The sequence below is a fragment of the Streptomyces sp. NPDC058000 genome, assembly GCF_042886435.1.
Taxonomy (GTDB): Bacteria; Actinomycetota; Actinomycetes; order Streptomycetales; family Streptomycetaceae; genus Streptomyces.
Window position 1 is genome coordinate 1 of sequence record NZ_JBHVQS010000019.1, and the last position, 23,749, is coordinate 23,749.

Here is a 23,749-nt window from a genome sequence, read left to right on the forward strand (position 1 = left end):
AAAGCGCAGCAGTCCTGCACACCGACCCCTCCGCCCCGACACCGCACCCAACAGCCCCGCGCAGCGGACAACACCCCACGCCGCCAGGCGAAACGGCACGGCCCCGCGCAGCGGACAACAGCCACGCCGCAGGCGAAACGGTGCCGCACCCGGCAACGTACGAAGGGCCCGCGCCGCCAGGCGCAAAAACGTGGGAAGTCAAACCCCCGGCAAGACGGAGTCGATGATCTTGGCCCACTGGGCCACGACTCGGTCTCGGCGGGCCGTGTCGTCCGTCAGGAGGTTGGCCAGGCCCAGGCCGCGGGCCATGTCGAGCAGCCCCTGCACGGTCTCCCGGATGCCGGGGACGGACTCGTCGGCGGCCAGTAGTGCCACCGCCGTGCGGTGCGCCTCGCGGCCGACCCGGGCCTCCAGGGCGGTGACGCGTTCGCGGAGTTGTTCCTCGTCGGAGGCGGCCACCCACAGGTGCAGGGCGGCCCGGAACAGCGGGCCGGTGTAGAGGCCGACCAGTTCCTCGACGATGATCCAGGTGCGGGCGATGGACCCGGTCGGCGGCAGGTTGTGCGCCAGGGCCTTCAGCGCGCCCTGCCGCTTCTCGGCGACATGCTCGACGGCCGCGGTGAACAGGTCCTCGCGGGTGCGGAAGTGGTGCTGGGCGGCGCCCCGGGAGACGCCCGCCCGTTCGGCCACGACGGAGACCGTGCTGCCGGTCCAGCCGCGTTCGGCGAGGCAGGCGATGGCGGCCTCCAGGAGCTTGAGCCGGGTGGCGCGGCTGCGCTCCTGCTGGGGCTCCTTGGAACCGCGGGCCGGGGTCAGCGCACCCATGCCGGGTCCCGCCGTTCGAGGAAGGCGGTCATGCCCTCGCGGGCCTCCGCGGAGCCGAAGAGCCGCGCGGACTGTTCGGCGAGCGCGTCGGTGTCCCGGTCGAAGGCGGCCAGTACCTCGGCCGTGACGAGTTTCTTGGATTCGGCCAGTCCCTGGGGGGAGCCCTTGCGGAGTCCGTCCAGGAGGGGCGCCAGTCCGGTGTCGACGTCGTCGGCGGCGAGCGTGACCAGTCCGATCCGGGCCGCCTCGGCCGGCCCGAACTTCTCGCCGGTGAGGTAGTAGCGGGCGGCGGCACGGGCGTCCAACCGGGGCAGCAGCGGCAGCGAGATCACCGCGGGGGCGAGGCCGAGCCGCGCCTCGGTGAAGGCGAAGGTGGCCTCGGGGCCGGCGACGGAGAGGTCGCAGGCGCCGAGCAGTCCGAGCCCGCCGGCCCGGACGTGGCCGGTCACCCGGGCGACGACCGGTTTGGGCAGCTCCACGAGGGCCCGCAGCAGCCGGGCGAGCCCCAGGGGGCCGTCCTTGGCGGTGCCGGAGGTGGCCTCGGAGAGGTCCGCGCCGGCGCAGAACGTGCCGCCGGTGTGGCCGAGCACCACGGCCCGGACGGTGTCGCCGGCGGCCGCGGCCGCGAGTGCCTGGTGCAGTTCGGTCACCAGGCGGGTGGAGAGGGCGTTGCGGTTGTGGGGGGAGTTAAGGGTGAGGGTGGTGATTCCGCGCTCGTGGGAGCGCTCCACGTACGTCATCGGGCCGTCGAATTCCTTTCCCTGGCGCGGAGTTCGCGCCGGAGGATCTTTCCGGTGGTGGCACGCGGCACGCTGTCCAGGAATTCCACGCGGCGCACCTTCTTGTACGGGGCAACTCGCTCTGCAACGTAGGCGATGACCTCGTCCGCGGTGAGTTCGGCCCCCTGCCGGCGCACGACGAACGCCTTGGGGACCTCGTTGCCGTCCTGGTCGGTGACGCCGATGACGGCCGCGTCCGCGATGGCTTCGTGGGCGAGCAGCAGCGCCTCCAAGTCGGCGGGGGCCACTTGGTACCCCTTGTATTTGATCAACTCCTTGACGCGGTCGACGACATACAGCCAGCCGTCGCCGTCGGTCCGCCCGATGTCGCCGGTGTGCAACCAGCCGTCGGGGTCGATCATCGCGTCGGTTTCGGCGGGGCGTCCCAGGTATCCGCGCATCACCTGCGGGCCCCGGATGACGATCTCGCCGCTCTCCCCCGGTCCGAGGTCCTGCCCGGTCTCCAGGGAGACGATCCGCAGCTCCGTACTGGGCAGGAGGGTGCCGACCGCGCCCGGTGGCGGGAGAGTGCCTTCGGCGCGTGGCGCCGGCGTTGCCCGGTGGTGGCCGGGTGGCCGGTGGGCCGCGTCGGGCGGTACGACGTGGGTGGCCGGGGAGAGTTCGGTCATCCCGTATGCCTGGAGGACGGTGGGCAGGCCCAGGCGGCGGGCGCAGGTGGCGGCGAGTTCGGCGTCCAGGGGTGCGGCGGCGCAGAGCACCCGCCGTAGGGAGGAGAGGTCGAACTCCGTCACCATCGGGTGCTTGGCGAGCGCCAGCACGATCGGGGGTGCGGTGTAGACCTCGGTGATCCGGTGCTGCTCGATCGCGGTGAGGAACTGGCGCAGGTCGAAGCGGGGCAGGACGACGACGGTGGCACCGTTGCGCAAGGGGGCGTTCATCAGGGCGGTGAAGCCGTAGATGTGGAAGAACGGGAGTACCGCCAGGATGCGGTCCCCCGGGCCGTTGGCCATCACGGGCGCCAGTTGGGCGAGGTTGGTGGCGATGTTGCGGTGGGTGAGCATCACGCCCTTGGGGGTGCCGGTGGTGCCGGAGGAATACGGGAGCGCGGCCAGGTCGGTCGCGGGGGTGATCTCCGGTTCGGGGTCCGGCTGGTCGTCGTCGAGCAGCTCGAAGACGGACCGGTCGGAGCGGTCGGAGCGGTCGGACCGGTGGCCCTCGGCGCGGTCGCAGAGGAGGATGTCGGCGATGCCGCCGGCCTGGCGGGCGGCGCCCCGGGCGGTGTCCAGCAGCGCCGCCACGGTGACGATCCGGGACGCCCCGGAGTCGGTCAGCTGCCGGGCGAACTCGGCCTCGGTGGCGAGCGGGTGGACGGTGGTGACCGCCGCCCCGCAGCGCGAAACGGCGTAGCACACCACGGGGAAGAGCACCGAGTTGGGACTGTGCAGGGCCAGTACGTCGCCCTTGCGGAGCCCGGATGCGGCGAGCGCGGCGGCCAGGCGGCGGCTGAGGTGGTCGAGCCGGGCGTAGTCGAGCGTGGCGCCGGTGAGCGCGTCGATGAGGGCGGGGCGGTCGCCGTACTCGGCGGCCCGCCCGAGGACGGCTTCGTGGATCGGCAGCTCCACGGGAGCGATGTCGGGGTACGCACTGCGGAAGACGTGGGAGCGGTGGGAGCCGTGGGAGTGGACGGAGCCGTGGGAGTGGTCGGAACGGTCGGAGTGGTGGGAATGGTCGGAGTGATGGGACGCCTTGGATGCCATAGGGCCCTTCCCCTGGGTGCGGCGGTGGGCGGCGGTGGGCGGCGGTTTGGGGCGGTGGAACTTCCCCCCGTATGGCGGGCGTTGGTGCGCCGCGCCCGGTGGTGCCGGGGCCGGCGCACCGGCCGCTTCCTCAGTACGACTTCGGCAGCCCCAGGGACTGGTGGGAGATGAAGTTGAGGATCATCTCCCGGCTGACCGGTGCGATCCGCGCCACCCGGGCGGCGGTGATCAGCGACGCCAGCCCGTATTCCCGGGTGAGGCCGTTGCCGCCCAGGGTGTGCACGGCCTGGTCGACGGTGTGGACGGCGGCCTCGGCCGCCGCGTACTTGGCCATGTTGGCGGCCTCGCCGGCGGCCATGTCCTCGCCCGCGTCGTACAGCAGTGCCGCCTTCCGCATCATCAGCCCGGCCAGTTCCAGTTCGACGTGGCACTGGGCGAGCGGGTGGGCGAGGGCCTGGTGGGCGCCGATCGGTTCCTTCCAGACCTGGCGGGTGCGGGCGTAGTCGACGGCCCTGGCGAGCGCGTAGCGGCCCATGCCGAGGGCGAACGCGGCGGTCATGATGCGTTCCGGGTTGAGGCCGGCGAACAGTTGGAGCAGTCCGGCGTCCTCGTCGCCCACCAGGGCGTCGGCGGGCAGCCGTACGTCGTCCAGGGTCAGCTCGAACTGCTTCTCCGGGGCGGCGAGTTCCATCGGGACGGTGCTGCGGCCAAAGCCGGGGGCCTCGCGCGGGACGATGAACAGGCAGGGCTTGAGCTTGCCGGTGCGGGCGTCCTCGGTGCGGCCGACGATCAGCGTCGCCTCGGCGATGTCGACGCCGGAGACGAAGATCTTCCGCCCGTTGAGGATCCAGTCGCCGCCGCTCTCCTTGCGGGCGGTGGTGGTGATGCGGTGGGAGTTGGATCCGGCGTCCGGTTCGGTGATGCCGAAGGCCATCTTGCGGCTGCCGTCGGCCAGTCCGGGCAGCCAGGTGCGCTTCTGTTCCTCGGTGCCGAAGCGGGCGATGACCGTGCCGCAGATCGCCGGCGAGACCACCAGCATCAGCAGCGGGCAGCCCGCCGCCCCCAACTCCTCCAGTACAAGGGAGAGTTCGGTGATGCCGGCGCCTCCGCCGCCGTACTCCTCGGGGAGGTTCACGCCGAGGTAGCCGGCCTTGGCGGCGTCCTGCCACAGCTCGTCGGTGTGCTTGCCCTCGGCGACGACGGTGGTGAAGTACTCCCGGCCGTAGCGCTTGCCGAGTGCGGCGACGGCGGCGCGCAGGGCGCGGTGTTCCTCGGACTCGATCACGGAGTTGCTCAGGGCGTTGCTCATGACGGCTCCTGGGGCGGTGAGTGAGTGCCTACGGATGGCGGATGCGGATGGCGGATGGCGAGTGACCCGTAACCGGCGACCGGCGACCGGCGACCGGCGATGCGTAACGGGTGTGGCCCGTAAGCCAGTTACGTGGCCCGAGTCAGTCGGCGACGACGGCGAGCAGTGTGCCCACCTCGACCTGCTGTCCCGTGCGGGCGGGCAGGGCGGTCAGGGTGCCGGCCGCCGGTGCGGTGATCTTGTGTTCCATCTTCATGGCCTCCAGCCACAGCAGCGGCTGGCCGGCCGTGACGCGGTCGCCCTCGGCCAGCCCGTCCGCGATCCGGACGACCGTGCCGGGCATCGGGGCGAGCAGCGACCCGGGCTCCGTGCGGGCGGTGGGGTCGGGGAACCGGGGCAGCGCGGTGAGGGTGCGGGCGCCCAACGGCGAGTCGACGTGGACCCGGTCGCCGTAGCGGGCGACCGTGAACGTCCGCCGGAGCCCGTCGACGTCCAGCACCACCTGGTCCGCGGCCAGGCGGAGGAGTCGGATGCCGGGGAAGTCCTCGGCGGTGAGCCCGGCGCGCCCGAGTCGGTAGCGGACCTCGTGGGTGGTGCCCGCGCAGGCGTAGCTCTTGACCTGCGGGCCGGCGGGGACGTTGCGGAAGCCCCCGAAGCGGGAGCGGCCGTGCGCGTCGGCGAGGGCGGCGGCCAGCGCGGACAGGCCGTCCCCGGCCGTGGCGGTCCCGGTGAGGTTGTCGAGGTTGCGGTCGTAGAAGCCGGTGTCCAGTCCGGTGGCGGCGGCGAATTCGGGGTGCCGCAGCGAGCGGACCAGCAGGTCGCGGTTGGTGACCGGGCCGTGGATCCGGGCCCGTTCCAGGGCGCCGGCCAGTTTGCGCACGGCCTCGGCGCGGGTGGGCGCCCAGGCGATGACCTTGGCGAGCATCGAGTCGTAGTGGATGCTCACGGTGTCGCCGTCGGTGATGCCGGAGTCCAGCCGGACGCCGTCCGGTACGTCGATCCGGTGCACGGTGCCGGTCTGCGGCTGCCAGCCGGCCGCCGGGTCCTCCGCGTAGAGCCGGGCCTCGACGGCGTGGCCGTGCGGTTCGGGCAGCGTGGCGGGGAGTGGCCGGCCCTCGGCGACGCCGATCTGGAGGGCCACCAGGTCGAGCCGGTAGATCTCTTCGGTCACCGGGTGCTCCACCTGGAGGCGGGTGTTCATCTCCAGGAAGTACGCCCGGCCGGAGGCGGGGGTCCCCCCGTCGGAGGCAGCGGGAGAGACCAGGAACTCGACGGTGCCCGCGCCCCGGTAGTCGATGGCCCGTGCGGCCTGCGCGGCGGCCCGGTGCAGGGTGTCCCGGAGCGCGTCGGGCAGTCCGGGGGCCGGGGCCTCCTCGATGACCTTCTGGTGGCGCCGCTGGAGGGAGCAGTCGCGGGTGCCGAGCGTCCAGACCGCGCCGTGGGCGTCGGCGAGGACCTGCACCTCTACGTGCCGCCCGCCCTCCACATAGGGCTCGACGAACACCTCCCCGTCCCCGAAGGCGGCCGCCGCCTCCGCCCGAGCCGAAGCCAACTCCTCCGCCAGCGACGCCAGTTCCCGCACGATGCGCATGCCCCGGCCACCGCCGCCGGCCGCCGCCTTCACCAGCAGCGGCAGCTCCCCGGCGGTGGCCGCGGCCGGATCGACCGGCACCAGCAGCGGCACCCCGGCCGCCGCCATCAGCTCCTTGGCGCGGGTCTTGGAGGCCATCGCCTCGATGGCGGTCGGCGGCGGCCCGATCCACACCAGCCCCGCGTCCGCCACCGCGGCGGCGAACGCGCTGCTCTCGGAGAGGAACCCGTACCCCGGGTGGACCGCGTCCGCCCCGGCCGCCAGCGCCGCCTTCACGATCAGCTCGCCGCGCAGATAGGTGTCCGCGGGCGTCTCTCCCGGCAGGCGGACCGCGCTGTCCGCCTCCCGTACGTGCGCGGCGTCCGCGTCCGCGTCGGAGTACACGGCGACGGTGGCGATGCCCAGCTCCCGGCAGGTGCGGAAGATGCGGCGGGCGATCTCACCGCGGTTGGCGACGAGGATCGAACGGATCTCGGTACGGCCGGCCGCCCCGGAACCGGAACCGGCCATGGGCACCGCCCCGGAATCAGCCCCGGTCGTAGTCACCGCCCCGGAGTCGGCCCCGGTCACGGTCACCGCCGCGGAATCGTCAGTGGTCATGGAACCTCACATCCGGAAGACGCCGAAGCCGCCCCGCGCGCCCTCGACCGGCGCGGTGTGGACGGCGGACAGGCACAGGCCGAGGACGGTGCGGGTGTCGCGCGGGTCGATGACGCCGTCGTCGTACAGCCGCCCGGACAGGAACATCGGCAGCGATTCGGCTTCGATCTGCTGCTCCACCATGGCGCGCAGCGCCGCGTCGCCCTCCTCGTCGTACGGCTGCCCCTTCGCGGCCGCGGAGGCGCGCGCCACGATGGAGAGCACCCCGGCGAGTTGCTGCGGCCCCATCACCGCCGATTTGGCGCTCGGCCAGGCGAACAGGAACCGCGGGTCGTAGGCCCGCCCGCACATCCCGTAGTGCCCGGCCCCGTACGAGGCGCCCATCAGGACCGAGAGGTGCGGTACCCGCGAATTGGACACCGCGTTGATCATCATCGCGCCGTGCTTGATGATGCCGCCCTGCTCGTACTCCCTGCCGACCATGTAGCCGGTGGTGTTGTGCAGGAAGATCAGCGGGATGTCCCGCTGATTGGCCAGCTGGATGAACTGCGCCGCCTTCTGCGACTCCGCGCTGAACAGCACGCCCTGCGCATTGGCGAGGATCCCCACCGGGTAGCCGTGCAGCTCGGCCCACCCCGTGACCAGGCTCGCCCCGTACAGCGGTTTGAACTCGTCGAAGTCCGACCCGTCCACGATCCGGGCGATCACCTCGCGCGGATCGAACGGCGCCTTGAGGTCGCCCGGGACGATCCCCAGCAGCTCCTCCTCGTCGTACGCCGGCGGCTCGGCCGGGCCCGGATCGCCGTGCGCCTTGTGCCAGTTGAGCCGCGCCACCACCCGCCGCGCCTGCCGCAGCGCATCGGGCTCGTCGACCGCGAAGTAGTCCGCCAGTCCCGACGTCCGGGCGTGCATCTCGGCCCCGCCCAGCGACTCGTCGTCGCTCTCCTCACCGGTCGCCATCTTCACCAGCGGCGGCCCGCCGAGGAAGACCTTGGCCCGCTCCTTCACCATGATCACGTGGTCCGACATCCCGGGGACGTACGCGCCCCCGGCCGTCGAGTTCCCGAAGACCACCGCCACCGTCGGAATGCCCGCCGCGGACAGCCTCGTCAGGTCCTTGAAGAGCGCCCCGCCCGGAATGAAGATCTCCTTCTGGCTGGGCAGGTCGGCCCCGCCCGATTCCACCAGGCTGACCACCGGCAGCCGGTTGCCGAACGCGATCTCGTTGGCCCGCAGCGCCTTCTTCAACGTCCACGGATTGCTCGCCCCGCCCCGCACCGTCGGGTCGTTCGCGGTGATCAGGCACTCCACGCCCTCGATCACCCCGATCCCGGTGACCAGCGACGCCCCCACCGCGTAGTCGCTGCCCCACGCCGCGAGCGGCGACAGCTCCAGGAACGGCGTGTCCGGGTCCACCAGCAGTTCGATCCGCTCCCGGGCCAGCAGCTTGCCGCGCTTGCGGTGCCGGGCGACGTACTTCTCCCCGCCGCCGGCGAGCGCCTTGGCGTGTTCCCCCGCCACCTCGTCCAGCTTCCCCAGCATCACCGCCCGCCGCTCGGCGTACTCGGCACCGCTCGGGTCCAGCGCGCTCCTGAGCACGGTCACAGCAACACCACCTCCGGTATCTCCACAAGACGGGAGCGCAGCCACTCCCCCAGCGCCTTGGCCTGCGGATCGAACCGGGCCTGCGACGCGACGCCCGCCCCCAGCAGCCCCTCGACGGTGAAGTTCAGCGCCCGCAGGTTCGGCAGCACCTCCCGTCGGACCTCCAACTCACCTGTCTCCGGCAGGAGTTGGCGGAATCTGGTCACCGTCAGCTCATGCGCGAGCCACCGCCACGCGTCGTCCGTCCGGACCCACACCCCGACGTTCGCCGACCCGCCCTTGTCACCACTGCGGGCCCCGGCGACGGCCCCCAGGGGCGCCCGCCGGGTCGGCCCCGCCGGCAACGGCGCCGGAAGCTCCCCTTCCACGACAACCTCCGCGGCAGCCGGCTCCCCTGCCGCCGCCGACGCGGGCACCTGCGCGATCTCCACCCGCCCCCCGTCCGGCAACACCGCCACCTGCCGCACGTCCCCCACCGGCACATAAGCCGCCTCGAACACCCCGTACGGGGCGCCCTTCCCCGGCGGCGCCGTCACGTGGAAGCCCGGGTAACTGGCCAACGCCAGCTCGACGGCCGCCCCGCTCACCCCCCGCCCGACGGCCTCCGGATCCGGGTCCCGCACCACCAGCCGCAGCAGCGCACTCGCCTCCTCCTGCACCCCCGCATCCCCGTGATCGGTCCGCGCCAGCGACCACCTCACCTCGCGCGGACGGCGCTCGGCCCGCCCCAACGCGTCCTCCAACTGCTCCTGCACCAGCGCCGCCTTGGCCTCGATGTCGAGCCCGGTGAGCACGAACACCACCTCGTTGCGCCAGCCGCCCATCCGGGTCAGCCCGACCTTCGCGGTCGCCGGCGGCGCCTCACCGCGCACCCCGTCGATCCGCACCCGGTCCGGCCCGACCTCGGTCAGCCGTACGGTGTCCAGCCGCGCCGTGACGTCCGGCCCCACATAGCGCGCACCGGCCGTCTCGTAGAGCAGTTGGGCGGTCACCGTCCCCGCCGTGACCGCGCCCCCGGTCCCCGGATGCTTGGTGATCACGGCGCTGCCGTCCGGGTGGATCTCGGCCAGCGGAAACCCCGGCCGCCGCACGTCCCCCAACTCCCCGAAGAACGCGTAATTGCCGCCCGTCGCCTGCGTCCCGCACTCCAGTACGTGCCCCGCGACCACCGCGCCCGCCAGCCGGTCGTAGTCGTCCGCCGCCCAGCCGAAGTGCGCCGCGGCCGGCCCGCTGACCAGCGCCGCGTCCGTCACCCGCCCCGTGACCACCACATCCGCCCCGCCCCGCAGGCACTCCGCGATCCCCGCACCGCCCAGATAGGCGTTGGCGGTGAGCACTCCCTCGCCCCACCCCCGCCCCACCAGGTCATCACCCTCGACGTGCGCGACCCGCACCGGAACCCCGACCCGGTCACTCAACTCCCTTACGGCATCGGCAAGTCCGGCCGGATTCAGCCCACCGGCGTTCGTCACGATCCGCACACCCCGCTCGACGGCGAGCCCCAGCCCCTCCTCCAACTGCCGCAGAAAGGTCTTGGCGTACCCCCGCCGCGGGTCCTTCAGCCGGTCCCGTCCGAGGATCAGCATCGTCAACTCGGCGAGGTAGTCCCCGGTGAGCACGTCCAGCGGCCCCCCGGTCAGCATCTCCCGTACGGCCTCGAACCGGTCGCCGTAGAAGCCGGACGCGTTCCCGATCCGCAGCGGCTCCCGCGCGCCGGTCACCGCCGCACCTCGCCCGGCGCCCGCCCCGGACCCGCCGGCCCGGCGAAGGACTGCGCGATGCCCAACCACCGTTCGGCGTCCGCCCCCACGGCCACCAGGGAGACATCGTCCCGGTGTACCCGCTGCGTCACCAGCAGGCAGAAGTCCAGCGCCGTCCCCGTGACCCGCTGCGCGGCCCCCGCCGGCCCGAACGCCCACTCCTCGCCGCCGGGCCCGGCCAACTCGACCCGGAACTCCTCCCCCGGCGGTGTCAGCCCGCGCACCGCGTACGCGTAGTCCCGGGCCCGCACCCCGATCCGGGCGACGTGCCGCAGCCGCGCGGTCGGCACCCGCCGCACCCCCAGCGCGTCCGCGACGTCCTGCCCGTGCGCCCAGGTCTCCATCAGCCGCCCGGTCGCCACCGACGCCACACTCATCGGCGGCCCGTACCACGGCAGTTTGCCGCCGGCCGGCTGCGCCGCCAGCACCTCCAACAGCTCCGCCCGGCTCGCCCGCCACCGGGCCAGCAGCTCGGCGGGCGGCATCCGGGCCCCCCGCTCCGCCCCCTCGTCCACGAACGTGTCGGGCGACGCCGACGCCGCCGCCGCCTCCCGCCCGAACCCCTCGGGGTCGACCGCGGACTGCACGGCCCGCTCGTCCGTCCACAACAGGTGCGCGATCTGGTGCGCGATGCTCCACCCGGCCGCCGGGGTCGCCCGACCCCACTCGGCTTCGGGCAGCCCCGCCACCAGCCCGTCCAGTTCCTCACCCTCGGCCCGTAGGTCCGCAAGGACCTCCCGAACCTCCTGCGGATCGGCCATCGCGCGCTCTCCTCATCCACGCCGGACGCCCATATCCCTTACGGGCCGGGCGCGTTGACATCAGCTGCGGTGATGCGAGACCCGAGCGTGGCAGCACCCCCAGAAACAATCAAGCACGCCTGCATGATTTTCTGCCATGGCGCGCCGAGCTCCTTCGACGCGCCCGGCGCCAGAGCCAGGCGCCGGGATCGGTCAGTCGCTACGGGGCTGGAATCGGTCAGTCGTTACGGGGTCGGCTGAACTCCTCGATCAGCACGGGATACTGCTCCCCACCGTGTCCGGCGGCGATCGCGCGGTCGGCCATCGCCTTGATCAACTTCGGCAGTTCGGCGTTGACACCCACCGCCTCGCTCTCCTCGATCAGGTGCGCCATCGACCGGACGTGGGTCTCCAGCGACGCCACCTCGGCCGGGAAGGAGCCGCTGTCGACCTGCTCGGCATGGCCCGGCAGCCATTCGGCCACCCCGGCGGCGATCTGCCGCGCGAACGGCGCGTACGTCACGGCGTCCACACCGGCCGTCCTGAGCAGGGCCGTGCCCTGGAGCCAGGCGTTCAGGACGCTCCACATCATGGCCAGGCCCGCCACGTCGTACAGGGACGCCAGCCCGTGATCCGCACCAAGGTAGGTGACAGTGCCGAGCGCGTCGAGTGTGGTCCTGTGCGCCTCGAAGTCCGCCTGCGGCCCGCTGTGCAGAATCACCGCCCCAGCGGTCCCGATCGCCTGCGGGATCGCCATGATGGCGCCGTCCAGGTAACGGGCGCCGCGCTGCTCGGCCCATTGGGCGGCCTCCCGGGCCTGGGCCGAGTCACCCGAGGTCAGGTTCACCAACGTCAGCCCGTCCAGCTCGATATCGCCCGCGCCGAGCAGACCGTGCATGCCCTGGTAGTCGGTGACGCAGACGATCGTCAGGGAACCCGCCTTGAGCGCGTCGCCCACCGTTGGCGCCAGCAGGGCACCCTCGGCCACCAACTGGTCGGCCTTGGAGGCCGTACGGTTCCACACGGTGGTGGGGTGCCCGGCTTTGAGGAACGCGCCGGCGAGTGCCTGGCCCATCCGTCCGAGGCCGATGACGGTTACGGGTGTTTCGGTTGTGTTGTTCATGGCAGCATCGTCAACGTTGATACCGGTGTGAAGGTCAAGCGAGGTTTTGATGCGGATCGGGGAACTGGGTCGCCGGACGGGCGTCAACACCCATCAGTTGCGCTACTACGAGGCCCAGGGCCTGCTGGAGGCGGACCGCGGCGCGAACGGCTACCGCGAATTCGATGAGAGCGCCGTGCTGCGGGTCAGGCAGATCCGGCATCTGCTGAGCGCCGGCCTGTCCTCCGAGGACATCGCGTACGTGCTGCCCTGTGCGGTCGGAGAGGCCCCGCAGCTGCCCGGGTGCCCCGAGTTGCTCGCTGCGATGCAGTCACGGCTACAGCGACTGGACGATCAGATGGACAGCCTCGCTCAATCCCGCGACGCTCTTGCCAACTACATTGACGCGGCCGAGCGAACGGGCAGCAAGAGCTACCCGCCCTTTGACCATGCCGACCAAGAGCCCGTCCCCGCCTGATCAGTCGAAGCGCCCCGCCTTACGGACCGCCTCGACCGGCGGCACTCGACCAGGGCCTCCCCGTCGATATCGCCCTCGTCACCGAGGCGTTGCGCCTGCCGCGTAACGGAGGAAGGCGGTCCAGGTGGCGGGGGTGAGGGTGAGGTGGGGGCCGGTCGCGTCCTTGGAGTCGCGGACTCGCGTGACGTGAGGCTGGAAAGCCACCTCTACGCAATCGGCGGCCTGCGGGCCGCTGTAGCTGGACTTCATCCATGCAAGTTCACTCTTCATGCCTTACCAGCCAACTCCTCGATGAATTGCAAGGATTCGTTGAGGGACAGGGCCTGTGTTCGGATCATGCCATAGCGCTGCGTCATGCGGTTGACCTTCTCGCGGTCGGATACGAGCAGTCCGTGGGCCTGACCTTCAACGTAGACCACCGTGCGCTGGTCCGGCATGTCCAACAGGGTCATCGCGCCGTCCAGGCCGGGATGCGCCACGTTCGTCGGCATGACCTGGATCGATACATTGCGCAGCTGTACCCACTCCAACAGCTTCTCGATTTGCCCCTGGTGGATCTTTCGCCCACCCATCGGACGCTCCAACGCGGCCTGCTCGACGACGAAATGCACGGCGGGGCGGTCATCGCGGGTGAGCATTGCCTGACGATCGAGCCTCGCGCCCACCAGTCGGGCCACCTCATCCTCCGTGAAGGCCGGGATATACCAGCCGATCACCGCGATTGCGTACTCCTCCGTCTGCAGCAGCCCCGGCACGCAGTGCGGATCGTACGAGTAGCGCTTCGTGCACTTCTTTTCGAGCTTGGGCAGGTCCCGGAAGAACTTCGGGTATTGCACCTCCTCCAGTAGCGGAATCGCCGCCCGCAGCACCCCCTTGGCCCCCAGCAGTTCGTCCGCGCGCTCCACCGTCGCCGGTTCCGGGATGCGCTGGGCGAGCTCGTAGGACTTGATCGTGTGGGAGGCATAGCCCAGCTGCCTTCCCAGTTCCTCTCGACTCATCGAGGCCAGCTCCCGGAAGAGCTTCAACTGTCCGCCGAAGACGCGCAGCGCCGTCGGCACCCGCTCCCCATTGCCGTCTGCATTCACCATGCCTCCTCGGGTGCGGCTACGCGCACTCCCCGTACACGTGCCGTTACTTTTCAGGCTAGGCAGGCATGCCGACGATAGGTGGCATGAATCAGAAAGACCCCTCATCCGGGGACAATGCTTTGGCCCAAGGACAGCGGGCGGCAGAGGAGTTGGCGTGTGCGCTGACAGGCGCTGGGTTCGTCTTTCCGTCCCTCCGAGGCGGTTATCCCGTCCTGGAGCGGGGGCGGGTCGAACTGGGCGGAATTTCCGCTTCCGAAGTGTTCCGGCTGGCCGCGTGGATTCGTGAGCGTACGGAAATGCAGCGGGGGCGGGCCCGGTGAAGACCAATCCGTGGAAGATCAACCCGCGGCGGATGACGCTGTCCGTGTACCGGGTTTCGGCGGCCGGTGAGCGTACCCCGCTCCGTACGGTCGTCGTGCGGACCGACGATCCGATGCGGCTCGTCGACGACATGCCGGGCCGCTATCCGCCCTGTGCGTGTCCGGCGTGCAGGCCCACCGGCGGGCAGTCGGCGACGGCGTAGGCCGGAGGGGATGTCCCGGGGTGCGCCCGCAGGATCTGGAGCGAACGCCGGGGCATTCCTCATCTGACTGACCAGAAGCGCCCGCACCGAGGACGGACCCCGGGGCAGCCCCTCCGGCCCCACCCACCGGACAGAACCCGCACAGCGCCCGCCCCCACCGGACGGAACCCGAGGCCACCGCAACCACCACGGCGGGACAGCCGACAACGTACGGCGGCCACAAACCTCAGCGGCGCGACCCGCTCAACACCGCCCCCGCACTGGCCACCACCACCAGCCCGATGGCCACCAACTCCACCCACCCCAACGCCTGCCCCAGCACCAGGAACCCGGCCGTGGCCGCCGCAGCCGGCTCCAGGCTCATCATCACCGCGAACCCCGACGCCGGCAGCTTCCGCAGCGCCAGCAGCTCCAGGGTGTACGGCATCACCGACGACATCAGCGCCACCGCCGCCCCCAGCCCCACCGTCACCGGATTCAGCAGCGCCGTCCCGGCACTGAACACCCCGAGCGGCAGACTCAGCACCGCCGCCACCGTCATCGCCAACGCCAACCCGTCCGCCTGCGGGAACCGCTGCCCGGTCCGCGCCGACAACAGGATGTACGCGGCCCACAGCCCACCCGCGGCCAGCGCGCACCCGGCCCCGACCAGACTCAGCCCGTCGAACCCCGCGCGCCCCAGCAGCACCACACCCCCCAGCGCCAGCGCCGCCCACACCACACTCAGCAGCCGCCGCGACGTCGCCACCGAAAGGATCAGCGGCCCGAGGAATTCCAGGGTGACCGCGGCCCCCAGCGGAATGCGGTCAATCGCCTGGTAGAAGAGCGAGTTCATGCCGACGAGCGCCACGCCGAAGGCGATGATCGTCGCCCAGTCGCCCCGCCCGTAGCCCCGTACCTTCGGCCGGCAGGCGATCAGCAGCACCAGCGCCGCGACGACCAGCCGCAGCGTGACCACGCCCAGCGCCCCGGCCCGCGGGAACAGCAGCACCGCCACCGACGACCCGAACTGCAACGAGACGATCCCGCCGATGACCAGTCCCACCGACACCAGCCGGCCCCGCGCCCGCGCTGTGCCCGTATCGCCCACGCCCCGGGCCGCGGCCTCCACCTCGGCCGACACCACCTCGGGCGAGGGCGGCACGGGCGCGGGCAGCACGGGCTGAGGTATCTCGGAACCGAGCGCATCGGCCCCGGACGACCCATGGGAGGAACCGGCGGAGGAACCCGCGGACGACGCGGAGGAAGCATTCACACCCCCACGCTACGACCCACGTTCCCGCACGTGAAATGCGATTTCGCCGGTTGTTATGCTCCGCAGGCATGAGCATCGAGCTGCGTCATTTCCGCTGCTTCCTCGCCATCGCCGACACCCTCAGCGTGACCCGCGCCGCCGAACGCCTCCACCTCACCCAGCCCGCCGTCTCCCGCACCCTCCGCCAACTGGAGGACGCGCTGGGCGTCCGCCTCGTGGACCGCACCACCCACCACCTGGCGCTCACCCCGGACGGCCTCGCCTTCCGCGACCAGGCCACCCTCGCGCTCTCCGCCTTCGACCGCGCCCTGGCCTACGGGCGGCACACCGGCTGGCCGCTCCGCCTGGGCCACGCCTGGTCCGCGGCCGGCGCGGACACCACCACCCTGCTCCGCCGCTGGCACGAGGAGCACCCGGAGACCCCGCTCGAACTGCTCCGCATCGACGACCGCACGGCCGGCCTCGCCCGCGGCGACGTGGACGCGGCCCTCCTCCGCGGCGAGGTCAGCGCTCCCGGCCTGGTCACCGAGGAGCTGACGACCGAGCCCCGGGTGGCCGGCCTCCCCGCCGACGACCCGCTGGCCCGCCGCCCCAGCATCTCCCTCGCCGACCTCGCCACCCGCACCATCGCCCTGAACACGGTCTCCGGGACCACCTTCCTCGGCCTCTGGCCACCCACCGCCCGCCCCTCCTCGACGATCACGATCGGCAACACCGACGACTGGATCGCCGCCATCACCGGCGGCCGCGCGGTCGGCGTCACCACCTCCGCCACCGCCGGTATGCATCCGCACCCGGCGATGGCGTACGTCCCGCTGACCGACGCCCCGCCCGTCCCCGTCGTGATCGCCTGGCGCGACGGCCCCGGCCACCCCCGCATCCCGGACCTGGTTTCCCTGGCCCACGAGGTCATGGGCTAGTACGGCCGCCGGCCCGGCTGCCTGGCATTCCTCGTCGCCGGGAGCACGGACACGAGCCCGCGACATCCGGGGCACGGCCGCCGGCCCTCCGGCCGATGGGCCCGCCGACCGGCTAGCTCCCCGCCCCCTCCCCCGTCTCCCACGTCTGCCCCGCGTCCAGCCCCTCCGCCAGGACCTCCGCCAGGTGTCGTCCCCGGCGGTCGCCGAGTTGGGCGAGCTGGGTGCGGCAGGAGAAGCCGTCGGCGAGGATCTCGGTGTCCGGGCCGGCCTCCCTTACGGCGGGCAGGAGTTGGTCCTCGGCGCAGGCGACCGAGACGTCGTAGTGGCCGCGTTCGAAGCCGAAGTTGCCGGCCAGACCGCAGCAGCCGCCACTCAACGTCCCGTCCAGACCGGCCCGTTCGCGGAGTCGGCGGTCGGCGGCGTCGCCGAGGACCGCGTGCTGATGGCAGTGGGTCTGGCCGGCGACCGGTCGGTCGAGGCGGGGCGGGACCCAGTCGGGGGCGAGCTCCTCCAGCACCTCGGCGAAGGTGCGGACGGCGGCGGCGAGCCGGGCGGCGCGGGGGTCGTCGGCGAGCAGCTCCGGCAGGTCGGTGCGGAGCGCCGCGGCGCAGCTCGGTTCGAGGACGACCAAGGGGCGGCCGGGGCGTACGAGGGGGCTGAGCACCTCCACCGTCCGCCGCATGACGGCCCGGGCCTGGGTGAGCTGGCCGGTGGAGACGTAGGTCAGGCCGCAGCAGAGGCCGGGGCGGGGCAGGCGGGGCAGCGGGAGTGCCGGGCGGGCCGCCAGGGGTGCGGTGGGTGGGAGCAGGGGCCGCAGTCCGGCGGCCTCCAGGACGCGGACGGCGGCCCGCCCCACCTCCGGGGAGAGGAAGTTGGTGAAGGTGTCCGGCCAGAGGACGACGGTCCGGCCGCCCGTAGGCGCACCCGTCGTCGTGTGCCGGCGCCACCACCACCGGCGGAACGTCTCCCGCGCCAGCTCCGGGATCTCCCGCTCCGGCGCGATCCCGCCGAGCCGCTTGGCGACCGCGGCCAGTGGGGTGCGGGCGAGCGCGTTGAGGACCGGCGCCGCGGGGGCGGCGGCGCGCAGCCACTGGGGCAGGCGGCCCATGGTGTAGTGGGCGGCGGGGCGGAGCCGGCCCGCGTAGTGGTGGTGCAGGAACTCCGCCTTGTAGGTGGCCATGTCGACCCCTACGGGGCAGTCGCTGCGGCAGCCCTTGCAGGAGAGGCAGAGGTCGAGCGCTTCGCGCACCTCCGGGGAGCGCCAGCCGTCGGTGACCACCTCACCGGCCAGCATCTCGTGCAGCAGCCGGGCGCGCCCGCGGGTGGAGTGCTGCTCCTCGCCGGTCGCCCGGAAGGACGGGCACATAACGTCCGTCGAACCTGAACTCAACTGTTCCGTACGGCACTTGGCTACGCCGACGCAGCGGCGAACGGCGGCGGAGAAGTCGCCGCCGTCGTGTGGGTAGCCGAACTCGACCGGGACCGGCCCCTTGGGCAGCGGGGCGAAGCGGAGGTTGTCGTCGAGGCGGGCCGGGCGGACCAGCATGCCGGGGTTGAGGCCCGCGGCCGGGTCCCAGAGGTCCTTGAACCGGCCGAAGAGGCCGACCAGTTCTTCCCCGTACATCGCGGGGAGGAGTTCGGCGCGGGCCTGTCCGTCGCCGTGCTCGCCGGAGAGCGAACCGCCGTGCGCCACCACCAGGGCGGCCAGGTCGGTGGAGAACTCCCGGAAGCGGCGGATGCCGGGCGGGGTGAGCAGGTCGAAGTCGATCCGGACGTGGATGCAGCCGTCACCGAAGTGGCCGTAGGGGGTACCGCGCAGGCCGTGCTGGGCGAGCAGGGCGCGGAAGTCCCGTAGGTAGGGCCCGAGTTGGGCCGGTGGGACGGCGCAGTCCTCCCAGCCGGGCCATGCCTCTCTGCCGTCGGGCGTGCGGGTCGCGGTGCCGGAGGCGTCCTCGCGGATCCGCCAGAGGGCGCGTTGACCGGCCGGGTCGGTGACGAGGGCGTGGCCGGTGGCGCCGTCCGCCCGCGCCGCGCGGCACAGCGCCTCGGCCCGGGCGGCGGCCTCGGCGCGGCTCGCCCCGCCGGTCTCGACGAACAGCCAGGCGCCGCCGTCGGGCAGCCCGGCGGCGCCCTTGCCGACCAGGTCGGCGGCCATGCCCTCGACGGTCAGCGGCTCATGTGGCAGGAGGGTGTGTGCGGCCTCGGCGGCGGCGCTCTCGTCGGGGTAGGCGAGGACGGCCAGCGCACGGGCCGCGGGGGCCTCGACGAGCCGGACGGTGGCCTCCGTGACGACCCCGAGGGTGCCCTCGCTGCCGGTGAGGGCACGGGCCAGGTCGGTGCCCGCCTCGGGGAGCAGCGCGTCCAGGGCGTAGCCGGAGATCCGGCGCGGGAGGCCGGTCGGGTAGCCGGTGCGCAGCAGCGCCAACTCCCGGTCCACGAGGGCCTTGACGCCGTCGCGCAGGCGTGGCGGGAGGCCGGTGGGGCGGCCTTCGGGGTCGGTGCCGCGGCCTGCCCGGACCGGTTCGCCGCCGTAGGTGAGCAGGTCCAGGGTGTGGACGTTGTCGGCGGTGGTGCCCCAGGCGACCGAGTGCGAGCCGCAGGAGTTGTTGCCGATCATGCCGCCGAGGGTGCAGCGGCTGTGGGTGGAGGGGTCGGGGCCGAAGGTCAGCCCGTGCGGGGCGGCCGCGGCCCGGAGGTCGTCGAGGATGACGCCGGGCTGGACGACGGCGGTGCGGGTCACGGGGTCCACTGCGACGATCCGGCGCAGGTGGCGGGTGAAGTCCAGGACGACGCCGGTGCCGGTGGCCTGTCCGGCGATGCTGGTGCCGCCGCCGCGCGGCACCACCGGGACGCCGCGTTCGCGACAGACCCGTAGCGCCGCGGCGACGTCCTCGGCGTCCCGGGGCGCGACCACCGCGTCCGGGACCCGCCGGTAGTTGGACGCGTCCATCGTCATCAGGGCCCGGTCGGCGGCGGTGGCCGAGACCTCGCCCCGTACCGCCGCGGTGAGTTCGCGCGCCAGGTCGCGGCGGGCGGCCGCCGCCCGATCCGTTCCCCGTCCGCTCGTGCCGGGTCCGCCGCCGTTCCGCTTGTCCGTCTCCGTGCGATCAGCCATGACTCCAGGGTGCGCAGAGAGGGTGGGGGCGGATCAAGGGCTGTGGATAACGGTGTCGCCGCGGACCCGGCCATGAACCACCGGACAGGACCTAGCATGGAACGCATGAGCGACGACACGTCCGGTGGCGCCTCCCACCACACGGCCCACCACTCCTCCCACCACTCGTCGGACGATTCCTTGCCCTGGCAGCCGCACCGGTCGTCCGGCGGTCATTCGTCGATGGACACGCTGCGCCGCGCGGCCCGGTGGGAGACCCTCGCCATCCTCGTGGCGCTGATCGTGCTGGCGGCGATCTTCAGCTAGCCGGGCGGGTGCCGGTCGTTCGAGCGGCCGGCGTACGAAGGCTCACGCCTCGTACCGGGGCTCACGCCTCGTAAGGGTGGAAGCGGAAGACGTTCTCCGGGTCGTGCGCGGCCTTGAGGTCCGCCAACCGGGACCGGGCCGCCGTCCCGTGGGTGCTGCGGGCCACCTCCGCCGCGTCCGCCCGCCCCCGCTGCTCGCCGAGGAGGAAGTTGACGCTCCGTCCGATCCGCCAGGGCTCGACCGCCGCCAGCGCCGCCGCGTGCACCTCCCGTACGGTCGCCAGGTCGCCCTCGGGGTCGGCGTCGCCCAGCGGCGACAGCAACCGCAGCGCGAACCGGGCGTCCCGGTGGCCCACCGCCCCGGCCCCGGTACCGCCGGTGGGGCCGGTCGCCAGCGCCCCGCCCAGGTGGTTGAGCTGCACCACCACCATCATCGGCGCGGCCGGCCCGGTCAGTGCGGCCACCCGTTGCAGCGCCGCCGCGTCCAACCCGCTGAGCAGCGCGTTGTCGCCGTTGTAGGCGTGCGGGTCGCTGGGGTCGCGGTGGATGGTGTGGGACTCCTCGTAGGGCATCTCACGCAGGTCGTCGCCGACCACCGGGCCGACCGCGCGCAGCGGCGCCACCAGGCGCGCGCCCTCCTCGGCGGGGCCGGTGTACGCGATCCGGATCTGGAGGAGGTGCCGGCCGCGCAGCGGGGCCGGCAGCTGCGGCAGGTCGGGGTAGACGATCAGCGCGAGTGAGGAGGTCAGGGCGTCGGGGACGGTGTCGGTCCAGCGCAGGTACGCGGCGAGTGCGTCGTCGATCTGCTCGGCGCCGAAGACGAGTTGACCGCCGTAGAGCCGGGCCACCGGCACCAGCCCGAACTCCATGCCGGTGACCACCCCGAGGCCGTGTCCGCCGCCGAGCAGCCCCCAGAAGAGGTCGGGGTCGGTGTCGGCGGTGACCCGGACCGGGCGCCCGTCGGCGGTGACCAGGTCGACGGCCCGGACGTGGTCGGCGGCGAACCCGTAGGTGCGGGCCAGCACCCCGACCCCGCCCCCGAGGGTGTACGAGACCACGCCGACGCCGGGCGAGGAGCCGTTGAGCGGGGCGAGCCCGTGCGGGGCGGCCGCCGCGACGACCTGGCCCCAGACGGCGCCCGCGGCGACCCGTGCGGTGCCCGCCACGGGGTCCACGGTGACGTCGGTCATCCGCCGCGTGCTGATCAGCAGTCCGCCGTCGGTGGCGGTGGAGAGGCCGTGCCCGGTGACCTGGACTGCGACCGGCAGCCGCTGGGCGCGGGCGAAGCCGACCGCGGCGGCCACGTCCGCGGCGTCCGTCGCGCCGACGATGACGGCGGGGCGGTGCCGGTAGCCGGCCTGGAACCCGGACCGCTCGGCGTCGTAGCCCTCGTCACCGGGGTGGAACACGGGCCCGCCGACCTGCCGTACGAGGTCCACCACCGCCTCCGGGGCGAGCGGGGCGGGGGCGGTGGCCGGGCCGGCAGCGGCGGGTCGGGAGGTGGGGGCGAGTGCTTCGGTCGTCGTCATGCGTCGCACTCTCGGCCAATAACTTGACATCGGCCGTCATATTTAAAGGGGAGTTGAGCGGCGGGATATAAACCGGGGGTGAAGGCCGACCGTCTGCTCTCGATCCTGCTGCTCCTCCAGACCCGCGGCCGGGTCCCGGCGAGCGAACTGGCCGCGCGCCTGGAGGTCTCCACCCGCACCGTCTACCGGGACGTCGAGGCGCTGTCGGCGTCCGGAGTCCCGGTCTACGCCGAGCGCGGCCGGCACGGCGGGATCGCGCTGCTGCCCGGCTTCCGGACGGACGTCACGGGGCTGACCACCGACGAGGCCCGGGCGCTGTTCATCCTGGCCGCGCAGGGCGCGCACCACGCGCTCGGCCTGGACGACGCGCTGGGCTCGGCGCTGCGCAAGGTGATGGCGGCGCTGCCGGCCCCGCACCGCCCGGCCGCCGAACTGGCCGGCCGACGCATCCTGGTGGACCCCGACCGCTGGCTCGGCGGCCCCCGCCCGGCGGTGGACCTGGACGAGTTGCAGACCGCCGTCTTCACCGACCGGCGGCTACGGATCCGCTATCGGCACGGCGGCGAGACCCGGCTGCGCACCTACACCGTCGACCCGTACGGGCTGGTCGCCAAGGCCGGGACCTGGTACCTGGTCGCCGACCGGCGCGGCCGGCCGCAGCTGTTCCGGGCCGACCGGGTCGCGTCGGCGGCCGTCACCGACGCCCCGGTCCGGCGGCGGCCGGGCGTGGAACTGGCGGAGGTCTGGGCGCAGTTGCGGCGGCAGGTGGAGGAGCGGCCGGCGCCGGTACGGGTGACCGCCCGGATCCGCCGGGAGCGGCTGGACCTGGCGGTGCGGATCCTGGGCGGCGCGCTGACCGGGCCGCCACGGACGGGGGACGCGGCGGACGGGGAAGAGGGGGAAGGCGGGGAAGCGCGGGGAGGCGGGGAGGAGGCGCCACGCCACGGGGCGGGGGCCGCGGACGGCTGGGCGGTCCTGGAGCTCGGCTATCCGGTGCTCTCCGCCGTCCGCCAACTGCTCCAGTTCGGCGACTCCCTGGAGGTGCTGGACCCGCCCGAGGCCCGCCGGGTGCTGGCCGACGCCGCGGCGGCGCTCACCGGCCTCTACGCGGCGGACGGCGCAGCGGACAGCGCGGCGGGCGGCGCATAGCCACCCCGCGCCCTTCGGACGTGAGGTGCTCGTGAGGTGCCCGTGAGGCGCCTGCGAAACGCCTCTGAGACGCCCGCGAGGTGCTCGTGAGGCGCCTGTGATGCCCCGTGTCCACACTCCGACCGCAGGTCATCTCACCGGCTGGACGCTCCACCCGACCCCCGCGCGACCCCTTAGGCTTCCCCCGTGGCTGATATCGAGATCCCCGCTGACCTCAAGCCCGCCGACGGACGCTTCGGCGCGGGCCCCTCCAAGGTGCGTACGGAGGCGCTCGACGCGCTGGCCGCCACCGGTACCTCGCTGCTCGGCACCTCCCACCGCCAGGCCCCGGTCAAGAACCTGGTCGGCAAGGTGCGGCAGGGCGTGCACGACCTCTTCCAGCTCCCCGAGGGCTACGAGGTCGTCCTCGGAAACGGCGGTTCCACCGCGTTCTGGGACGTCGCGACGCACGGTCTGATCGAGAACAAGTCGCAGCACCTGTCGTTCGGCGAGTTCTCCTCGAAGTTCGCCAAGGCCGCCAAGCAGGCGCCGTGGCTGGCCGAGCCCACCGTCATCTCCGCCGACCCGGGCACCCACCCGGAGCCGGTCGCCGAGGCGGGCGTGGACGCCTACGCCTTCACCCACAACGAGACCTCGACCGGTGTCGCGGCCCCGATCCAGCGGGTGGCCGGCGCCGACGAGGGCTCCCTGGTGCTGGTCGACGCCACCTCCGGCGCCGGTGGTCTCCCGGTGGACATCACCCAGACCGACGTCTACTACTTCGCGCCCCAGAAGTCGTTCGCCTCGGACGGCGGACTGTGGCTCGGCGTCTTCTCCCCGGCCGCCCTGGAGCGCGCCCGCGCCATCCACGCGTCCGGCCGCCACGTCCCGGAGTTCTTCTCGCTCCCCACGGCGATCGACAACTCCCTGAAGAACCAGACGTACAACACCCCCTCCCTCGCCACCCTCTTCCTGCTCAACGAGCAGCTGGAGTGGATCAACGGCCAGGGCGGCCTGGACTGGGCGGTCGGCCGCACCGGCGCCTCCTCGCGCACCCTCTACGGCTGGGCCGAGGACTCCAAGTACGCCACCCCGTTCGTCACCGACCCGGCGAAGCGCTCGCAGGTCATCGGCACGATCGACTTCAACGACGACATCGACGCGGCGGCGATCGCCAAGGCGCTGCGCGCCAACGGCATCGTCGACACCGAGCCGTACCGCAAGCTCGGCCGCAACCAGCTGCGGATCGCGATGTTCCCGGCGATCGACCCGGCGGACGTCGAGGCGCTGACGGCCTGCATCGACTACGTGGTCGGCCAGCTGTAACGGCACCGCACCGACGCGCATACGGAGGGCCCCGGCGGGCAGCAAGACCGCCG

At 73.0% G+C, this 23,749-nt stretch carries 20 protein-coding genes; 6 read left to right on the plus strand and 14 right to left on the minus strand.

The annotated features are described in order from the left end of the window. Positions 1 to 198: 198 nt before the first annotated feature. The 9 genes from ACFVT2_RS19855 to ACFVT2_RS19895 form a co-directional block, all read right to left on the minus strand. Entirely contained in the window at positions 199 to 825 is a 627-nt protein-coding gene (locus ACFVT2_RS19855; protein WP_390019404.1) for a TetR/AcrR family transcriptional regulator, read from the minus strand. Continuing rightward, on the minus strand, positions 813 to 1,565 hold the full coding sequence (locus ACFVT2_RS19860; RefSeq protein ID WP_390019407.1) for an enoyl-CoA hydratase family protein: 753 nt from the start codon (positions 1,563 to 1,565) through the stop codon (positions 813 to 815). The genes ACFVT2_RS19855 and ACFVT2_RS19860 overlap by 13 nt, the downstream gene beginning before the upstream one ends. Continuing rightward, positions 1,562 to 3,322, minus strand: coding sequence for a 4-coumarate--CoA ligase family protein (locus tag ACFVT2_RS19865; RefSeq protein WP_390019409.1), 1,761 nt, complete (start codon positions 3,320 to 3,322; stop codon positions 1,562 to 1,564). Before ACFVT2_RS19865 ends, ACFVT2_RS19860 begins: the two co-directional genes overlap by 4 nt. A 130-nt stretch (positions 3,323 to 3,452) precedes the next feature. Then, on the minus strand, positions 3,453 to 4,631 hold the full coding sequence (locus tag ACFVT2_RS19870; RefSeq protein WP_390019411.1) for an acyl-CoA dehydrogenase family protein: 1,179 nt from the start codon (positions 4,629 to 4,631) through the stop codon (positions 3,453 to 3,455). 142 nt (positions 4,632 to 4,773) lie between these two features. Next, on the minus strand, positions 4,774 to 6,732 hold the full coding sequence (locus ACFVT2_RS19875; RefSeq protein WP_390019670.1) for an acetyl/propionyl/methylcrotonyl-CoA carboxylase subunit alpha: 1,959 nt from the start codon (positions 6,730 to 6,732) through the stop codon (positions 4,774 to 4,776). 96 nt (positions 6,733 to 6,828) lie between these two features. Continuing rightward, positions 6,829 to 8,427: an acyl-CoA carboxylase subunit beta gene (locus tag ACFVT2_RS19880; protein ID WP_390019413.1), complete on the minus strand. Its 1,599-nt coding sequence runs from the start codon at positions 8,425 to 8,427 to the stop codon at positions 6,829 to 6,831. Beyond that, positions 8,424 to 10,070, minus strand: a complete 1,647-nt coding sequence (locus ACFVT2_RS19885) for an acyclic terpene utilization AtuA family protein (RefSeq protein ID WP_390019673.1) — start codon at positions 10,068 to 10,070, stop codon at positions 8,424 to 8,426. Before ACFVT2_RS19885 ends, ACFVT2_RS19880 begins: the two co-directional genes overlap by 4 nt. A gap of 74 nt (positions 10,071 to 10,144) precedes the next feature. Beyond that, the gene (locus ACFVT2_RS19890; protein ID WP_390019416.1) at positions 10,145 to 10,948 is read right to left on the minus strand and encodes a TIGR03084 family metal-binding protein; all 804 of its coding nucleotides are present in this window, start codon (positions 10,946 to 10,948) and stop codon (positions 10,145 to 10,147) included. Positions 10,949 to 11,165: 217 nt separating this feature from the next. After that, entirely contained in the window at positions 11,166 to 12,050 is an 885-nt protein-coding gene (locus ACFVT2_RS19895; RefSeq protein WP_390019419.1) for an NAD(P)-dependent oxidoreductase, read from the minus strand. 49 nt (positions 12,051 to 12,099) lie between these two features. On the opposite strand from ACFVT2_RS19895, the gene ACFVT2_RS19900 reads away from it, so the two are divergent. Further along, positions 12,100 to 12,507 (plus strand): MerR family transcriptional regulator, encoded by a 408-nt coding sequence (locus ACFVT2_RS19900; RefSeq protein ID WP_390019421.1) that lies wholly within the window; start codon positions 12,100 to 12,102, stop codon positions 12,505 to 12,507. A 78-nt stretch (positions 12,508 to 12,585) separates the two neighbouring features. Here the strand turns inward: ACFVT2_RS19900 and ACFVT2_RS19905 are convergent, their stop codons facing one another. Together ACFVT2_RS19905 and ACFVT2_RS19910 are read right to left on the minus strand one after the other, a co-directional pair. Further along, complete coding sequence (locus ACFVT2_RS19905; RefSeq protein WP_390019424.1) at positions 12,586 to 12,777, minus strand: DUF397 domain-containing protein; 192 nt, start codon at positions 12,775 to 12,777, stop codon at positions 12,586 to 12,588. Continuing rightward, a complete protein-coding gene (locus ACFVT2_RS19910; RefSeq protein WP_390019426.1) occupies positions 12,774 to 13,595 on the minus strand; it encodes a helix-turn-helix domain-containing protein in 822 nt (273 codons plus the stop codon). The genes ACFVT2_RS19905 and ACFVT2_RS19910 overlap by 4 nt, the downstream gene beginning before the upstream one ends. Positions 13,596 to 13,911: 316 nt before the next feature. Here ACFVT2_RS19910 and ACFVT2_RS19915 point away from each other — a divergent pair, with 316 nt between their 5' ends. Then, positions 13,912 to 14,118: a hypothetical protein gene (locus ACFVT2_RS19915; protein WP_390019428.1), complete on the plus strand. Its 207-nt coding sequence runs from the start codon at positions 13,912 to 13,914 to the stop codon at positions 14,116 to 14,118. 226 nt (positions 14,119 to 14,344) lie between these two features. Here ACFVT2_RS19915 and ACFVT2_RS19920 read toward each other — a convergent pair whose 3' ends face one another. Continuing rightward, a complete protein-coding gene (locus ACFVT2_RS19920; protein ID WP_390019674.1) occupies positions 14,345 to 15,274 on the minus strand; it encodes a DMT family transporter in 930 nt (309 codons plus the stop codon). Positions 15,275 to 15,441: 167 nt separating this feature from the next. On the opposite strand from ACFVT2_RS19920, the gene ACFVT2_RS19925 reads away from it, so the two are divergent. Beyond that, positions 15,442 to 16,293 (plus strand): LysR family transcriptional regulator, encoded by an 852-nt coding sequence (locus tag ACFVT2_RS19925; RefSeq protein ID WP_390019431.1) that lies wholly within the window; start codon positions 15,442 to 15,444, stop codon positions 16,291 to 16,293. A 112-nt stretch (positions 16,294 to 16,405) separates the two neighbouring features. Here ACFVT2_RS19925 and ACFVT2_RS19930 read toward each other — a convergent pair whose 3' ends face one another. Continuing rightward, positions 16,406 to 19,408 (minus strand): FAD-binding and (Fe-S)-binding domain-containing protein, encoded by a 3,003-nt coding sequence (locus ACFVT2_RS19930; RefSeq protein ID WP_390019434.1) that lies wholly within the window; start codon positions 19,406 to 19,408, stop codon positions 16,406 to 16,408. 105 nt (positions 19,409 to 19,513) lie between these two features. Between ACFVT2_RS19930 and ACFVT2_RS19935 the strand changes: the two genes are divergently transcribed. Further along, positions 19,514 to 19,714 (plus strand): hypothetical protein, encoded by a 201-nt coding sequence (locus ACFVT2_RS19935; RefSeq protein ID WP_390019437.1) that lies wholly within the window; start codon positions 19,514 to 19,516, stop codon positions 19,712 to 19,714. Between the two features lie 61 nt (positions 19,715 to 19,775). Here the strand turns inward: ACFVT2_RS19935 and ACFVT2_RS19940 are convergent, their stop codons facing one another. Then, positions 19,776 to 21,242, minus strand: a complete 1,467-nt coding sequence (locus ACFVT2_RS19940) for an FAD-binding oxidoreductase (protein WP_390019440.1) — start codon at positions 21,240 to 21,242, stop codon at positions 19,776 to 19,778. A 78-nt stretch (positions 21,243 to 21,320) separates the two neighbouring features. On the opposite strand from ACFVT2_RS19940, the gene ACFVT2_RS19945 reads away from it, so the two are divergent. Beyond that, positions 21,321 to 22,391, plus strand: coding sequence for a helix-turn-helix transcriptional regulator (locus ACFVT2_RS19945; protein ID WP_390019442.1), 1,071 nt, complete (start codon positions 21,321 to 21,323; stop codon positions 22,389 to 22,391). A gap of 186 nt (positions 22,392 to 22,577) precedes the next feature. Beyond that, positions 22,578 to 23,696, plus strand: coding sequence for a phosphoserine transaminase (gene serC, locus ACFVT2_RS19950; RefSeq protein ID WP_390019444.1), 1,119 nt, complete (start codon positions 22,578 to 22,580; stop codon positions 23,694 to 23,696). Positions 23,697 to 23,749 lie beyond the last annotated feature (53 nt).